The 16,087-nt window shown below is 50.6% G+C and carries 12 protein-coding genes; 2 read left to right on the top strand and 10 right to left on the bottom strand.

Going from position 1 to position 16,087, the window contains the following annotated elements; all coding sequences use genetic code 11:
- Window positions 1–57: 57 nt before the first annotated feature.
- The 4 genes from rpmE to CLFS41_RS22945 all read right to left on the bottom strand — a co-directional run bounded on the left by rpmE (window position 58) and on the right by CLFS41_RS22945 (window position 4,994).
- Window positions 58–264 carry a 50S ribosomal protein L31 gene (gene rpmE, locus CLFS41_RS22930; protein ID WP_007866051.1) on the bottom strand — a complete coding sequence of 69 codons (207 nt, stop codon included), beginning with the start codon at window positions 262–264 and terminating at the stop codon, window positions 58–60.
- Window positions 265–621: 357 nt separating this feature from the next.
- On the bottom strand, window positions 622–2,319 hold the full coding sequence (locus tag CLFS41_RS22935) for an FAD-dependent oxidoreductase (protein ID WP_007866046.1): 1,698 nt from the start codon (window positions 2,317–2,319) through the stop codon (window positions 622–624).
- A 98-nt stretch (window positions 2,320–2,417) separates the two neighbouring features.
- Window positions 2,418–3,800 (bottom strand): cation:dicarboxylase symporter family transporter, encoded by a 1,383-nt coding sequence (locus CLFS41_RS22940; RefSeq protein ID WP_007866044.1) that lies wholly within the window; start codon window positions 3,798–3,800, stop codon window positions 2,418–2,420.
- Window positions 3,801–4,994 (bottom strand): MalY/PatB family protein, encoded by a 1,194-nt coding sequence (locus tag CLFS41_RS22945; protein ID WP_045093564.1) that lies wholly within the window; start codon window positions 4,992–4,994, stop codon window positions 3,801–3,803. It lies immediately after the preceding gene.
- A gap of 271 nt (window positions 4,995–5,265) precedes the next feature.
- Here CLFS41_RS22945 and CLFS41_RS22950 point away from each other — a divergent pair, with 271 nt between their 5' ends.
- Together CLFS41_RS22950 and mscL are read left to right on the top strand one after the other, a co-directional pair.
- On the top strand, window positions 5,266–5,748 hold the full coding sequence (locus CLFS41_RS22950; RefSeq protein ID WP_007866040.1) for a MarR family transcriptional regulator: 483 nt from the start codon (window positions 5,266–5,268) through the stop codon (window positions 5,746–5,748).
- Between the two features lie 365 nt (window positions 5,749–6,113).
- Complete coding sequence (gene mscL, locus CLFS41_RS22955; protein WP_007866038.1) at window positions 6,114–6,569, top strand: large-conductance mechanosensitive channel protein MscL; 456 nt, start codon at window positions 6,114–6,116, stop codon at window positions 6,567–6,569.
- Window positions 6,570–6,591: 22 nt separating this feature from the next.
- Here mscL and rho read toward each other — a convergent pair whose 3' ends face one another.
- From rho to CLFS41_RS22985, 6 genes are all read right to left on the bottom strand, one after another.
- The gene (gene rho, locus CLFS41_RS22960) at window positions 6,592–8,379 is read right to left on the bottom strand and encodes a transcription termination factor Rho (protein ID WP_045093565.1); all 1,788 of its coding nucleotides are present in this window, start codon (window positions 8,377–8,379) and stop codon (window positions 6,592–6,594) included.
- A gap of 257 nt (window positions 8,380–8,636) precedes the next feature.
- Window positions 8,637–9,953 (bottom strand): replication-associated recombination protein A, encoded by a 1,317-nt coding sequence (locus tag CLFS41_RS22965; protein ID WP_040416978.1) that lies wholly within the window; start codon window positions 9,951–9,953, stop codon window positions 8,637–8,639.
- A 71-nt stretch (window positions 9,954–10,024) separates the two neighbouring features.
- The gene (locus tag CLFS41_RS22970; protein WP_007866029.1) at window positions 10,025–10,753 is read right to left on the bottom strand and encodes a polysaccharide deacetylase family protein; all 729 of its coding nucleotides are present in this window, start codon (window positions 10,751–10,753) and stop codon (window positions 10,025–10,027) included.
- Between the two features lie 204 nt (window positions 10,754–10,957).
- Window positions 10,958–12,796 carry a GH25 family lysozyme gene (locus tag CLFS41_RS22975; RefSeq protein ID WP_045093566.1) on the bottom strand — a complete coding sequence of 613 codons (1,839 nt, stop codon included), beginning with the start codon at window positions 12,794–12,796 and terminating at the stop codon, window positions 10,958–10,960.
- A 93-nt stretch (window positions 12,797–12,889) separates the two neighbouring features.
- Complete coding sequence (locus CLFS41_RS22980) at window positions 12,890–13,963, bottom strand: cell wall-binding protein (RefSeq protein ID WP_007866027.1); 1,074 nt, start codon at window positions 13,961–13,963, stop codon at window positions 12,890–12,892.
- A 164-nt stretch (window positions 13,964–14,127) separates the two neighbouring features.
- Window positions 14,128–16,011, bottom strand: coding sequence for a sugar phosphate nucleotidyltransferase (locus tag CLFS41_RS22985; RefSeq protein ID WP_045093567.1), 1,884 nt, complete (start codon window positions 16,009–16,011; stop codon window positions 14,128–14,130).
- Window positions 16,012–16,087 lie beyond the last annotated feature (76 nt).

Below are 16,087 nucleotides of genomic sequence, written 5' to 3' on the forward strand. Positions count from 1 at the left end.
TAATACCAGAAAGGGCTGAGCCTGATGCCAAGCCCAACCCTCATCTTTTCTTGCCTATTAGTTAGCATTCATGCCATACTTACGATTGAACTTGTCAATACGTCCACGAGCCTGAGCAGCCTTCTGCTGACCGGTGTAGAATGAATGGCACTTGGAACAAACCTCAACGTGGATGTCCTTCTTTGTTGAACCTGTTACGAACTCATTACCACAGTTGCAGACAACTGTTGCCTGGTAATAATTTGGATGGATTCCTTCTCTCATGATATTCACCTCTCTGATATTAGTTGCGGTTTCCGACCGCGGCCTGTATGCCAATCTGCCTCTGTACATTACAGGCAGCCGGCTCATGCCGTCACCAGAACGCACAGATATCAGCACTGTTCAAGTTTAACGCACCCTCACCGTAAGGTTCTGACTCACGCGGATGCTAAAACTGCCGTCAATCCAGACAGCTTAAACAGTATAGCATAAAAAAAATATGAATGCAAGATATTTTATGAAAGCTTGGCCAAAATTTTATCTTTTATCTTTTTAACTTTGCATGCTTTTGCCAACGTCATAAAAAGGTGCTAAGCCACAGTTTCTAATCTGCAGCTTAACACCCATTCCCCTTGGCGTTTACATGAAATTATACTCTGTGAGTATCTTCTCCCGCCCAGTGGTCACATCTGTAAAATATTCATAGCAGCTGATTCCCAGGAAGGAACCGGAAATGTTGATGATATTATCATACCCCCGGCCCTTTAATGCCATGATGGCGTTGTAGCTTCTCTGGCTGGTTCTGCAGTGCAGGTACACCGGCCTGTCATGGGGTATCTCAGGCAGCCGCTGCCTCAGTTCACCCAATGGGATGTTCACCGCACCTACCAGATGTCCCATCTCAAACTCGTCCCTGCCCCTCACATCAATGATGCAGGCTTGGCTTTCCACCAGTTCCCTCACTTCACTTACATGAACCTGCTTAAATACTCCGTGGAGCACATTGAGACCCACAAGGGCAGCCAGATTCACCACATCCCTGGCCGTACCGAACACAGGGGAATAGCACAGTTCCAGATCCTTTAAATCCTCCAGTGTCCCATCCATGGAGATCAATGCGGCGATCACATCGATCCGCTTATCCACATTGCCCTTACCGATTGCCTGGGCGCCCAGGATCCTTCCTGTGGGCACCTCAAAAACCAGTTTAAAATGCATAGGCGCGCTGCCGGGCATGAGTCCCACCTTATCCATGGACATGGTGTACACCGAGTCACATGGGATGTTATTTGCCTTGGCCGTCCGTTCATTCAGGCCAGTAGCCGCTGCATTCAGCTCAAACAGCCTAACGGCGCAGGAGCCGATCACTCCCTTGTTCCTGCTAGTTATACCGTACATGGCATCCGCCGCAGCCCTTGCCTGGCGCAGGGCGGGACCTGCCAGGGGAAGCTTCACCGGCTTATGGGTCAGCTTCTGGAAAACCTCAATGGCATCCCCCACCGCATAGATATGGGGATCACTGGTGCGGTAATCCGGCGTTACCATGATCCCGCCGGTTTCACCGATCTTAAGGCCTGCCTGCTTTGCCAGTTCTGTCTCCGGCAGCACGCCGATGGAAAGCACCACCGCTTCGCAGGGCAGCTCCCTTCCTGAGTTTAAGATCACCTTGTCCTGGGTGATGGCCTTGACACCATCCCCCACTGCCAGTTCCACCCCTTTGTCGTAAAGCTCCTTTTGCAGGATCTGGCTCATATCATAGTCAAAGGGAGCCATGATCTGGACGGCAGCCTCTGCAACTGCCACCTGCTTTCCCGCTGATTTCAGGTTTTCCGCCACCTCCAGGCCGATAAAACCGCCGCCGATTACAACCACGCTGCGGACCTCTTCCCTGGCAACATACTGATCCAGTTTAGCAATGTCATTCACATTGCGCACTGTGAACACATGAGGGAGAAATACTCCCTCAATGGACCCCGGACGGATCGGGTAGGATCCGGGCGAAAGCACCAGTTCATCATATGCCTCCTCGTATTCCCGGCCTGATACGCTGTCTTTGACGCGTATTTTTCTGAGGGTACGGTCGATCATGCACACCTCGCTGTTCACACGCACCTCAATATCATAGGAGGACTTAAATCCCTCCGGCGTCATCAGCACCAGGTAGTCCTTATCCGCCACTGTCCTGCTTAAATAGTAGGGAAGTGAGCAGTTGGAAAAGGATACATGCTCCCCCCGTTCAAATATGGTTATGGACGCATCCGCATCCAGGCGCCTGATTCTGGCCGCCGCGGACGCCCCGCCTGCAACCCCTCCAACTATGAGCACACGTTTACCCATGTTCACACTTCCTTTCCAGATGATCCTCTGTCATTTATGTCTGTTCATGATCCCTGAACATGATCTCTGTTCATGATCTCTGTTATCCGTCCCTGCCATTAATCCCCGCTTGAGGCGGATTTCTTTTCCAGGTTCACGGATTTGTCATTATATACGTTCATATCAATATTCTTAGTCAGCTTGGCGGCCACCAGACCGGTCACCATGCCATCGCTTACATTCAATGCTGTTCTGGCCATATCGATAACAGGCTCAATTCCCACCAGAAGGCCGGCAATACCCACAGGAAGTCCCAGTGCGGATAATACGGTGATACCCGCAAAGGTAGCGCCTCCGCCCACGCCGGCGATACCGATGGACGCAAAGGTGATGATGATCACCATAAGTATAAAGAAGGATGGAGTAATAGGCTGTCCCACAGCGGGAGCCACCATGACCACCAGCATAGCCGGATAAATAGCCGCGCACCCGTTCTGTCCAATGGAAGTACTGAGTGAACCTGCCAGGTTGGAAACTCCGTTGTCCACGCCCATCTCATCTGTCAGGGTCCTGATGGTCAGCGGCAGGGTTCCTGCACTGGTACGGGAAGTAAATGCAAATATCAGGGTTGTCATAGCCTTCTTAAAGTAGATAAGGGGGCTTACTCCCACTGCGGCCAGTATCAGTCCATGGATGATGAACATGACAAATATGGCTGTGTAGGATGCGAGAACAAAGGTTACAAGTCGCAGGATACTTGTATAATCGCTTCCGGCAATGGTCTTGGTCATCAATGAGAAAATGCCGAACGGCGTCAGCATAATAATCATCATGACCACTTCCACCACCAAAGTATTTAGCGAGTTCATTATCTTCCCGAAAAACTCCGCCTGTTCCGGTGCATAGGTCCGCACCCCGATCACTCCGATTCCAAGGAATGCCGCAAAAAGCACTACGGAAAGAGTGGCGTTATTTCCCTGTCCGGTCAGGGCATAGATTGGGTTGGAAGGAATGATATCAATGATGGTATCCTCAAAGGAAATACCCTCCTGAGCCTTCTCTTCCAGCTGGGATGTCTTTTTGCTCTCGGCCTCGCCGATCTCCAGTCCCTCTGCGCTGACGCCAAATGCAGTTGCCGTAACGCCGCCTACCACTGCTGCAACCGCGGCTGTGGACAGGAGGATCGCCAGTACAAGGGCCGTGATCTTTCCAAGGTTCTTGCCTGACTTCTGGTTGATGATAGCACACACAATGGATACAAAGATCAGCGGGATTACCATCATCTTTAAAAGCTTGGTGTATGCGGTGCCCACCAGGCTGATCCACCGCAGACTCTCTGAAACCGCTGCGTCATCCGCCACTGTCTTTAAAATCGCACCAAATATAATACCGCCGAACAGACCGGCCACTACACGTACATTAAAGGATTTGCCTTTTTTCTGCAATACAAACAGAACGCCCAGATAGATTAAAAAACAGATTATACTGATATAAACAGCCATTTATTCCCCCACCTTTTCCTTGATGTTTTTAATAATGCTCTCAACAGCAGTAACGATATTCTTCTTATCTGTAGCCAGGTTAATACGAATAAACCCTTGCGCCATAAGGCTGAACCACTCTCCCACATCACAGGCAAGACGGCACTTGGTCTGGATAAAGTCCGCTGTCTCCTCACCTGTGAGATAACCTCGAAGGTCGATCCAGGACAGGTATGTTCCCTCAAGAGGCGTAACCACAATCTTGGGAAGCTCCCTTGCAAACTCCTGCTTCATATAATTATAATTGTGCATGATCAATGCCTTTACATGATCCAGCCATTCTTCTCCGCCACGGAAAGCGGCCTCCACGCCCACAATTCCCATCAGGTTGACTTCCGCAGAGCCGATCCCCTTAATATAAGCATCATAGGTCTCCATCAGCTGCTTGTCGAAAATGATCACATGGGAATGGATCAGACCGGCCAGGTTAAATGTCTTGGATCCGGCATTGAGGGTGATCAGGATATCCTTGTACTTGCCGTCCCCAACCAGGGCGGAGGATACGAACTTCTTTCCCTCGTAAGTAAAATCCTGATGGATCTCATCAGAAACCACCAGCACTCCATGTCTGCGGCAGATGTCAAACATGGTGTCCAGCTCCTCTTCAGACCATACCCGGCTCACAGGATTGTGAGGGGAGCACAGGATAAACATCTCTACCTTATTATCCGTGATTTCTTTCTCAAACTTTTCAAAGTCCAGTGTGTAGTAACCGTTGTTGTTATCAAGTTCACAGGTTACCAGCTTTCTTCCTGTATTCAGTATGGCATCGTAAAATGGATAGTATACCGGAGGGCAGATGATAACGGAGGCTTCCTCCTTGGTATATGCCCTTACAGCCGCATACAGTGAGCCTACCACTCCGGTGGCAAATCTTACATTCTCACTGACATACTCTACATTGTGGTGCTTCTTCTGCCATGCAAAGAAAGAGTCAAAATATGAATCCTCCACTCTTCCATAGCCAAACACGCCGTGCTCCACACGCTTTACCAGTGCTTCCCTCACTGCTGCCGGTGACTGGATCTCCATATCCGCCACCCAGAGCGGGAGCAGTTCGGCATCTCCAAAGATCTCCTGGAGGGAGTCCCACTTCAGCGTACCTGTTCCTCGCCTCTCCACACAATTTTCCCTGCAGAACTTCTCAATATCCATTACATATACCGTCCTTTCTCTTAAGAAATATTGTTAACCAACTGAACTATATTATAAAATACTTAGTGCATATTGTCAATAAAATTTTAATACATTTTTTATAAATCGGGCATTTTGCACACAAAAATGTTGAAAATAAATTTTTATAGTTTATTTACTTAACAATATTTCCATATTTTGCTGGAAATAAATGATTGAAGCCATTTTCCATCTATGATACTATTACATATAAAGATCATTTTTAAACATATTTCGGAATAGGAGTACTAATATGAGCCATCTTTCAGATATAAACAGCGCCTATCAAAAGCTGAACGCCAAGGCGGATAAATTATATGAATTCGTCATCTTATACCATAATTACATCTACGCCCATCACACTTATGAGAACGAAAACTTCAGTATGCTGGAGATCCATACCCTTACATATATTGAAGATTCCCCGGGCATTACGGCCACTGAACTGGCAAAGATCTGGCACAAAAGCAAAAGCGCCATTTCCCAGGTCATCAAAAAACTGGTGGACTCCGGATATGTGGAGAAGCGCTACAAGGAAAATAACGAAAAGTCAGTATGCCTGTATGTAACAGAAAAAGGACAGAGGCTCTCCTCTGTCCACAAAGCTTATGACGTTGCCGACATCACACAGACTACCTCATACCTGATCGAACAGTGCGGAGAGGCGGATCTGGATGCCTTTTACCGGATTATTGAAACATATAATGAACTTCTGAAATCTGATCTGGAATCATAAGTATATCATCATAAACATATCATTATAAGCATATCAGACAACCCCATCCACAGGATAAGGCAGATTCAAATTCATTGCAGGGAAGGATCAAGGATCGGGAGAAGTTCCCGGATGTCCCTGATCACATAGTCAGCCCCGGCATCCAGGTATTTCTTCCCGGATTCTTGATTGTACCTGATAAAGTACGATCCATATCCTTATCCTGCCCGAAAAAACCACTGTGAACCGGTCACAAAATGGTGTATACTGTATCTATTACATTGTACTCCCGGAGTCTCCCCGGCATCCATCTTTTGGCTGACTTTTCGCCAATCTGAGTACCAAGAGATTCCGAGAGTACACTACATAAGACAGGAGGGTCACAAATGAGTAACTTAAACAATGTAATGAAGGAATTTAAAGCATTTATCCTGAAGGGCAATATCATTGATATGGCAGTGGGCGTTATCATCGGCGGTGCTTTCAGCAAGATCGTCACATCCCTTGTGAACGATATACTGATGCCTGTGCTGGGAGCCCTGACCGGCGGGGCAAGCTTTAACACGCTTAAATATGTAATCAATCCCGCGGTATGGGAAAACGGTGAAAAAGTAAAAGAAGAAGCCGCCATACTGTACGGCAGCTTCCTCCAGAATATACTTGATTTTATCATTATCGGAGCATGTATGTTCTTTATGATCAAGGCCGTGGCCGTGGTCAGCTCCCGCTTCCACCACGAGGAGGAGAAAAAGGAGGAGGCCCCTGCACCGGCCGGTCCCACCCAGGAAGAGCTTCTGGCTGAGATCCGCGACCTGTTAAAGGAAAGGAACGTGTCCCTGTGACCGAACCGACCTATGTTCCCCATTAATAAAATCTGATTCTCTTTGCGTTTTCCACAAACTCCCTGTTGTTCCTGGTTCTTGCGAACAGATCCAGTACCTTTTCCACCGCATCCTCAGGCTTCAGGGAGTTCGTGGCTTTGTGAATAATATCCACTGCCTCGGCTTCCTCCCTGGACAGCAGAAGGTCATCCCTTCTTGTGCCTGACTTAAGGATATCAATGGCGGGGAAAATACGCTTCTCGGACAGCTTCCTGTCCAGAACCAGCTCCATGTTGCCGGTTCCCTTAAATTCCTCATACACAACATCATCCATACGGCTTCCCGTGTCCACCAGCGCGGTTGCCAGCACGGTCAGGCTTCCTCCCTCGCGCATGTTGCGGGCAGCGCCGAAGAATCGTTTCGGCATGTGAAGGGCCGCCGGGTCCAGACCGCCGGAAAGCGTACGTCCACTGGGCGCAACGGTCAGGTTGTATGCCCTGGCAAGACGGGTTATGCTGTCCAAAAGAATGATCACGTCACGTCCATGCTCCACCAGCCTTTTAGCTCTCTCTATTACCATCTCGGACACCCTTTTGTGGCGGTCCGGAAGTTCATCAAAGGTGGAGTAGATCACCTCCACATTGGGCCCAACGATCGCTTCCCTGATATCCGTCACTTCCTCAGGGCGCTCATCGATGAGCAGGATCATCAGATGCATGTCCGGGTGATTGGTGGTAATCGCCTTTGCCACCTGCTTTAAAAGCGTGGTCTTACCTGCCTTGGGCGGGGATACGATCATGCCTCGCTGTCCCTTACCGATGGGTGAAAGCAGATCCACCACCCTCATGGCCACGGATGTCTTGATTCCAGGCATCTCCATGTGCAGACGCTTGTTGGGGAAAATAGGGGTCAGATCTTCAAAATTAGGCCTGGTCTCAGTGGCGCTGAGAGGATAGCCGTTCACTGTCTTGATATAAAGAAGGGCTGCAAATTTTTCTGTTGCAGATTTCACTCTCCTGTTGCCTGCAATGATATCGCCTGTTTTCAGGTTAAAACGGCGGATCTGTGACGGTGCCACGTACACATCGTTCTCACCTGGAAGAAAATTCTCACAGCGTATAAACCCAAATCCATCCGGCATGACTTCCAGAATTCCGTTGGCCTCGATCCCGCTGTCCAGTTCCGCCATGTCCTGATTGGACATGCCTGCCGCATCCGTCCTGTTATCCTGCCTGAAGGACCGCTCCCCGCTTTCGGAGTTCTGCTGGTATGACCCCTGGTTCTGTCCGCCGCCCGTATGCTGTCTGGACATCTGGGGTTTGGAGGAAGAATATTTGTTATTTTCATAAGACCGGTTCATATTGCGTCTGGGATCCTGGCTTCTGGACTCCTGGTTTCTGTTCTCCTGATTTTTGGAATCCTGATTTCTGGACTCCTGGTTTCTGGACTCCTGATTTCTGGTCTCCTGATTTCTGGTCTCCTGGGATTCCTGAGCCCTGTTTTCCTGCCTGTCCTGAAATTCCGTGTTCCTGGAAGATGTATTATCCTGTCTGCTCTCCTGCCTGTTCTGGGGTTCTGCGCTTCTGGACGGACCGTTCTCCTGCCTGTTCTGGGACTCTGCGCTTCTTGTCAATGCGCTCTCCTGTGCCGGCGGCTGGCGTCTTTCCTTTTTCTTCATCTCCGCCGGCTTGATCTCCGGGTTTTTATCAGCCTCTGCACAGAGCAGTTCGATGATCTCCGCCTTGCGAAGGCTGCTGATGCCTTTGATTCCCCTGCTCCTTGCCAGTTCTTTTAATTCTGCAAGAGGAAGGGTCTGTAGTTTTTCCCGCATAGTATCTCTCCTTATTCAAAATTAATCATATCATCCGCCAAAACAGACCGATGGTTTATGCCTAACATTCAAGAGCATATCTGAAAAATGCTCAAGAACTATAATCTTCTGTTCATTCAAATTCGGGGTTTATTCCAGATTTGGGAATTGCTCGGGACTAACAGACTGCTGACAGCATGAGAAAACTGTCAGCTAATCTATGTATAGCCCTATTATATACACGAAACTACAAGAATGTAAAGTAAAAATTTCCATAACTACTCTTTCAGCCACTTCATATGCTGTCCGATCTGCTTCTCATATCCATTGTCGGAAGGCTCATAAAACACTTCCCCCTCCAGCCCATCGGGCAGGTACTGCTGTTTCACGTAGTGCTTGGGATAATCATGTGCATACTTGTATCCTGCCCCATGGCCCAGCTTTTCCGCCCCCTTATAATGCTTGTCCTGTAAGTGGACGGGAACCGGCATGGTCCTCTGGCTCTTTACAACTTCCATGGCCTTAAATACAGCATTGCAGGCAGCATTGCTCTTGGGAGCCGAAGCCACATAGGTCACTGCCTGGGACAGGACGATCTGAGCCTCCGGCATGCCGATGCGCTCCACTGCCATGGCCGCATTGACCGCCACCACCAATGCCTGGGGATCCGCATTGCCCACATCCTCCGAGGCGCATATCATAATACGCCTTGCAATAAACTTGATGTCCTCCCCCGCATACAGCATACGGGCAAGGTAATATACCGCCGCATCCGGATCCGAGCCCCGCATGCTTTTGATAAACGCGGAAATCGTATCATAATGGTTGTCCCCATTCTTGTCATAGCGGACCACCCGCTTCTGGATACACTCCTGTGCAACAGCCAGGTCAATATGTATCTTTTGGTCCTCTCCCCTTCCGGTGGTCAGGACTCCCAGTTCCACTGCGTTCAAGGCTGCCCTGGCATCTCCATTGGCCGTGTCTGCCAGAAAATCCGCTGCATCCTCATCGATCACGGCGTCATAGGAGCCCATGCCCCTGTCCCTGTCATATACAGCCCTGTGGATCAGTTCCTTGATATCGTCCTTTTCCAGGGGCTTTAACTCAAATATCCTGGAACGGGATATGAGAGCACCGTTTACCTCAAAATACGGATTCTCCGTGGTTGCCCCAATCAGGATCAGGGTCCCGTCCTCCACAAAAGGAAGGAGGTAATCCTGCTGCCCTTTATTAAAGCGGTGGATCTCATCCACAAACAATATGGTCTTCCTGCCGTACATGCCCATACTGTCCTTGGCTTCCTTCACCACTTCCTCCATATCCTTTTTACCTGCCACCGTGGCGTTGATCTGTTTAAAATCCGCACTGGTGGTATTGGCGATCACCTTGGCCAGGGTCGTCTTTCCGGTTCCCGGAGGTCCGTAGAATATGACCGACCCCAGTTTATCCGCCTGAATGGCCCGGTAAAGCAGCTTATCCCTGCCCACAATATGCTGCTGCCCTACCACCTCATCCAGTGTCCTCGGCCGCAGTCTGGACGCCAAAGGCGACTCCTTTTCCATGCTGTTTTCTCTCATATAATCAAATAGATCCATCATTCTGCCCCTTCTGCTGTGTTTTTCCGCATCCGCTTATCCCACCGCACCTGAGTCTGCACAGTACAGTGCTAGTCGATCAGCAGTTCATCAACCGTAACAAAAGTATATCCCCGCTTGGTAAGTGTGTCAACAAGTTCCAGCGCCGCATCCACTGAGGTGGGGAAAATATCATGCATTAATATAATATCCCCATCCTCTACATCTTTCAAGACCCGCTTCACGATCTTATTCTTGTTCCTCAGCTTCCAATCCAGGGAATCCACCGACCACAGCACCGTGGTCATTCCCACCTCGCACTCCAGTTCCTCATTCCAGTCCCCAAAGGGAGGACGCATATACTGGGGCCGCTCCCCCGTAATATCCTCTATCATCCTGCTGGTCCTGTCCACTGCCTGGCACACTGCAGCCGACCCGGCCTTGGTAAGCTGTACGTGGCTGTAACTGTGGTTACCCACCAGGTGCCCCTCCTCCTTCATACGCTTTACCAGGTCCTCATTTCCCTCTATGTTCTGCCCCATGAGGAAAAAGGTGGCCCGTACCCCGCGTTTCTTCAGGCCATCCAGCAGCTGGGGCGTGCAGTCTTTGTGGGGTCCATCGTCAAATGTCAGGGCGATGCACTTTCCCTCCAGCCCCTTGGCCCGGTCCAATGTGTCCCCACCCTCCTGCACCCAGGTTCCATCGTCAGTTGATACGTGGGCAGGCTGCGGGTCTGAGACAACACGGAACAACCCGCCCAGAAGGAACAGGTCCACCATGCAGATTACAGCCAAAAGCTTTATTTTATTTCCAAGTTTCACACTATGCCTTCTTTCATCTGATACCCTCTATCTATCCAATATATGATATGACCGGATATGAAAATGCATCCATAATGAAAAATCAGCGCCGGGTATGTAATCCCGGCGCTGAACATGTAGGCAAGGCAAAACCCCGTCCCTGTTTTCTATCTGGTATAGCGTACTCCAGTATGATGTTTCCTGACTTGATTTGCCGGCCGCGGTCTACTGGCCTGGTGCCACTGGTGTGATCACCACACCTGGGCCGCCTGAAGAACCGCTGTTTTGGGAATTTCCCGGTCCCTGGCTGCTGCCCGGGGTGCTTCCTGTCTGGCTGCCGCCCGGCGTACTCCCGGTTTGTACACTATCCGGCGTGCTTCCCGGCTGGCCCTGGCTGCTGCCCGGCGTGCTTCCTGACTGGACCTCGCCGCCATCCTGTGATCCTGATGTTTCCTGGACCTGGCTGAGAACACCGCTGCCGTCTGCCTGATAATTGGTTCCATTGATATCGACCACGGTATTTGCCGCCATCCTGCCTGTGGAGGGATCCATATAATAGTGGAGCCCGCCCACATCGATCATGCCTTTTGCCATGCGGCCTGAACCCTCAAAGTAATACCAGGCCCCGTCCATCTCACGCCATCCTGTGGCCATGGCGCCTGAACCCTTCAGATAATACTGACTGCCGCCTTCCTCCAGCCACCCGGTCTGCATCACACCCTGGCTGTCTGAGTAATACCACGTCCCGCCGTCATTGATCCAGCCCTTGGAAAGGGAACCTGAACTGTCCAGATAGTACCATTTACCGTTCTGGTTGGTCCATCCCGTGGCCATGGTGCCTGAACTCTCCAGGAAATACCTCCTGCCGTTGTCATCCAGCCACCCGGTCTGCATCACACCCTGGTTGTCTGAGTAATACCACCGGCCGCCGTCATTGATCCAGCCCTTGGAAAGGGAACCTGAACTGCCAAAATAGTACCACTTTCCATTATCCGACTTCCAGCCGGTGATCATCCGGCCCGTACTGTCGTCCAGATAATAGCTTGTCCCTGAAAGTGTGAGCCAGCCCTTGGATGCCAGCCCATCGCCGTTCATGTAGAACCAGCCCGTACCGTCATCGATCCATGCATTTTTCTGCTTCACATAGTTCTGGTAATAGTAGGTATTTCCCTGGATCGTCCTCCACGTATTGGCAGGGATCACAGAGGTAAAGTCCTTAAACTGGAAATCAATATCCACATTCCCGCTGATGCCGTTTACCGCTCCCGTGCTGGTCGCCTGCCACATCACCGGATTCTGGTAGGCCGGTTTTGCGGAATAACGGGCCACCCATACAGGATAATCCATCTTGCTCATGTCCAGCTTGTTGGCCAGCCAGTTGTCATTGGCATAGATGACGGGATAGTATCCTGCCTGGGAGATCCGGGAACAGAAGGCATTGGCAATGGCCGCCAGTTCATCCTTGGAAAGGGCGCCCTGGGTTGAATCCTCCATGTCAAAGGCCACCGGATAGGAAACCGGATAATCGTGGATCAGGTCCAGCACAAAATTGGCCTCATCCACCGCCATCTCAGGCGTGGTGGCAAGGGAGTATATGTATACCCCCACCTTCACTCCGGCAGCGCTGGCCTGCTGGATATTCCTGTGAAAATACGGGTCCACTGCCCCCTTTGACCTGGTTCCCAGCATGACGAATGACACGTCATCCGCAGCCACCTGGCTCCAGTTAATATCTCCCTGCCATCTGGAAACATCAATCCCCCTAAACAGCACATTGTTGATCGCTGATCCGTCCGGCATCTGATAGGTTCCGTTTACCCTCTTCCAGGCATTGGGGTTGGTGCTGGAGGAGGACTGGGTATTGGTGCTGCCGGTGGTGCTGGTGGTACTTCCGGATGCTGCCTGCCCGGGCCCTCCCGGTCCTGGGGATGAAACTACGGTTGGGGATGTCTCCCCGGGTCCGATCGCCAATGCGGTTCCTGAGGGCAGCAGTGCGCCTGCCCCTATGAGCCCGGCCATTGCAAGTGCCTGGCAGCGCTTTATCATGTGCAGCTTATTTTTCATACTGTTCTCCTTATGCAAAATCAAAGGGGATGTGCAGCCGTCCGCTGTGACATCCCCCTATATTATGATCTGTTTCCCTGTCAGAATGGTCCGTCAGCCTGGTCCGTCTGTCCGTCCCGCCTCCAAGCTATTGGAAGAACTGCCGGAAGGGCTGTTGCTGGTGTTACTGCTGTTGCCGCTGGTTGGACCGCTGCTTCCTGAAGAGGTGCCTCCAGGTCCATTGTTGCTGATGCCTGAGGAGTTATTGGACGCCCCCGGACCGCCGTTTACGCCGGAATTGCTGTTGTTGCTGTTGTCAACCGTACCAGGAGTCTGGGCGGATACACCGCCTGCGTTCTGGCACACACCGCTTGAGTCAAAGTTATACTGGGTTCCGTTGATGGTTGCTGATGTTCCTGCAATCATCTTCCCTTCATTGGCAGGGTTCAGATAGTAATACTTTCCGTCCAGCTGGATCCAGCCGGTCATCATATGCCCGTTGCTGTTAAAATAGTACCAGGAGCTGTCGATCTGCTTCCAGCCCGTGGACATCTTTCCGTTTGACATGTCCATGTAGTACTTGTTGCCGTCACTGTCGCTGAGCCAGCCGATCAGCATCCGTCCGTCTGTGTTCAGGTAAAAATAATCCTTGTCCACCTTAGCCCATCCGGTCATCATCTTGCCGTCTGTCCCGAACAGGTACCAGTTGTCCTTGATCTGGGCCCAGGAATTCACAACACACTTTCCATTGCTCTGGAAGAAATACCATGCGCCGTCCATCTCGCGCCATCCCGTACCCATGGTACCGTTGCCGCGCATGAAATAATAGTCATCGCCAATCTTCAGCCATCCTGTCACCATGGTCCCATCATCGAGCATGTAATACCACTTGCCGTCCTCAGGGTTGACCCATCCTGTTGCCATAAGACCGCTTGGCTTAAAGAAATACCATTTGCCGTCAATCTGCTTGAATCCCGTTGTCATCTGACCAGTGGAAAGGTCCATATAGTACCATCCTTCACTGGTCTGGAGCCACCCCGTATGTACCTGGCCATTGTATATATAGGTCCAATGATCATTCGACTTTGTCCAGCCGTCTGCCGCATAACTTGTGAATGCGTTTCCCAATGCCATGGCCCCAATCATACCGGCCGCGGTGATAGCTGCCCAGTACCTTTTCCGTCCCATGTGTCATCCTCCTCGTTATGAGCGTCCTCAGGAACTCAGCCCCAAAGACGGGTACAAGGGAGTTTCCGAGGGTACTCTTATATCAAACCGGGGCACAGAATTCCCCAGCTTCTTACATATCTTCGATTATAGCACAATCCCATATTCAAATGGTAACATTTTTATTACAATTTCCGTAATTTCCTATAATATTTTTTAGCGTACCGGTACATGATGATGGTGTACTCGCCAAATTCATCTCCCAGCGCACTCTTATAAACAGCCCACAGACTCCACAAAAAACCTCCCAGTGCAGCATACCCGTAAACGGCAAACAGCTCCTCAGGTTCAGGTTCCCTCTGAAGGTACAGCCTGAGCAGATGCTCCATGTCCTCTCCATTATAATAGGAATAAATAGCGCTCATGGAAATATCCATAATGGGATCACACATGCCCGCGTACTCCCAATCCAGAAGTTTTACACTGCCATCCTTTAAAAACAGGAAGTTATCCACATTTGCGTCAATGTGGCACAGGCATTTTGTGCGTTTCATGGCCTCCAGGCTGTCCATGATCCAGTCCATCCAGCCCCGCACTTCCTCGTAGTCCTCAAACAGGATCGCACCGTGGCTGCGGCACAGCTTTTCGTAAAAGTCGATCCGCTCCCGGATATCAAATTCATGTCCCACCTCAATACCGGACTGGTGGAGACACCGCACGATTCCCATGCACTGCTCCATATCGGACCAGCTGTCCGCCGCTGCATTTCTTGCCCCCTCATAGTACTCCGCGATCTTATATCCTGTGCGCTCGTTCATGTAGATCACATGTTCCGTAACTCCCAGAGGCGCCACCGCGTCATAGACCTGTTTTTCCTGCCTTCTGTTAATGAGAAGCTCCGTGCCCGGTCCCGGTATCCGGCAGATACAGTGGCGTTCCCCCACTTTAAACAGGAAGGATTTGTTGGTCATTCCCGATTTCAGGCAGCGTATATCCCTGATCTGGGACTCAGGCACCTGAAATACCTCTGCCACCAGCTTCATGGCCGCATTGTCGGAATGATTCTGATACCTGGGATCAAAGAGCCTCAGCTCTTCCAGGTTTTCAAACTCATAGACCTGGTCCTCCGGCTGCCGGTTCGCATCCATTTCTATCTCATTCCAATGGCCGGCCGGCAGGGCGGATTCCCTGACCGCCTGTTTCAGGATCTCCTGATCCTCCTGCTCCAGGCGTCTTTTGGCCTCCCCGGTGAGCATATCCACATAGACCTGCTCCCAGTAAAACTGTTCCGTTCCAGGTGTTTTATAATAGGCTTCCAGCACCGGCATGAACCGGCTTGTAAACTCCCTGGAAAAATACGTGGGCCCGTACATCACCCACTGGTCCCGTCCCCCTACCTTTACATCCGTGATCCTTCCCTTTTTATTAAATGAAAGGCACCACTCCTTGGTCTCCCCTTTTTGGAACGCCGCACTGTACCATGCGCCGCATTCGTAGGCGTGGTACATGTTCTCCCTCATCCAGTTATCAGATGAGAGCACGTACATGTTGCGCCCCTTCAGCACCCTTCTGGCCCGGTAAATAGTGGCAAGGGTGTTCTTGCCGGAATATTCCGGATTGTACAAAAGCTCCACGTCATATTTGTCAATGAGATATTCAAACTTTTCCTTCAGATATCCCACTGCAATGGTAATGTCTCTGATACCAACCTCATGAAGCTGGCGGATCTGCCGCTCGATCATGCGTTCCCCAAACACTTCCAGAAGCCCTTTCGGCATCTCAAATGTAAGCGGCACGAACCGGGAACCAAAACCTGCTGCTATGATCAGCGCGCCGTCCACCTTATATTGCTCCAGAAGGCGTCTTCCCTCCTCCTTAAGTTCCCACTTGGAGCCGTACCTAAAGCCGTCCTCTCCCTCTGTCCTCTCAGCAATATATCCCCTGCCCATGCACTCCTTTACAAGCCCGTTTGCTGTTCCCAGGGATACATTCAGCTTTGCCGCCAGTTCCCTCTGTGTAATATCCGGCTGTTCCAGCACCGCCCTGCACACAAGTCCATGTCTGTCCATATTCTGATTCCTCGCTTCCGCTCTATTTATGTTCAAAATATTAATTATTGAAAAATATATGAACATTATACCATAT

The organism is Clostridium sp. FS41 (genome assembly GCF_000954015.1).
GTDB lineage: Bacteria > Bacillota > Clostridia > Lachnospirales > Lachnospiraceae > Enterocloster > Enterocloster citroniae.

Excerpts from the sequence above, each read along its gene's own strand:
- rpmE (WP_007866051.1), bottom strand. The coding sequence starts at position 264 with ATGAGAGAAGGAATCCATCCAAATTATTACCAGGCAACAGTTGTCTGC.
- CLFS41_RS22935 (WP_007866046.1), bottom strand. The coding sequence starts at position 2,319 with ATGGGTAAACGTGTGCTCATAGTTGGAGGGGTTGCAGGCGGGGCGTCC.
- CLFS41_RS22940 (WP_007866044.1), bottom strand. The coding sequence starts at position 3,800 with ATGGCTGTTTATATCAGTATAATCTGTTTTTTAATCTATCTGGGCGTT.
- CLFS41_RS22945 (WP_045093564.1), bottom strand. The coding sequence starts at position 4,994 with ATGGATATTGAGAAGTTCTGCAGGGAAAATTGTGTGGAGAGGCGAGGA.
- CLFS41_RS22950 (WP_007866040.1), top strand. The coding sequence starts at position 5,266 with ATGAGCCATCTTTCAGATATAAACAGCGCCTATCAAAAGCTGAACGCC.
- mscL (WP_007866038.1), top strand. The coding sequence starts at position 6,114 with ATGAGTAACTTAAACAATGTAATGAAGGAATTTAAAGCATTTATCCTG.
- rho (WP_045093565.1), bottom strand. The coding sequence starts at position 8,379 with ATGCGGGAAAAACTACAGACCCTTCCTCTTGCAGAATTAAAAGAACTG.
- CLFS41_RS22965 (WP_040416978.1), bottom strand. The coding sequence starts at position 9,953 with ATGGATCTATTTGATTATATGAGAGAAAACAGCATGGAAAAGGAGTCG.
- CLFS41_RS22975 (WP_045093566.1), bottom strand. The coding sequence starts at position 12,796 with ATGAAAAATAAGCTGCACATGATAAAGCGCTGCCAGGCACTTGCAATG.
- CLFS41_RS22980 (WP_007866027.1), bottom strand. The coding sequence starts at position 13,963 with ATGGGACGGAAAAGGTACTGGGCAGCTATCACCGCGGCCGGTATGATT.
- CLFS41_RS22985 (WP_045093567.1), bottom strand. The coding sequence starts at position 16,011 with ATGGACAGACATGGACTTGTGTGCAGGGCGGTGCTGGAACAGCCGGAT.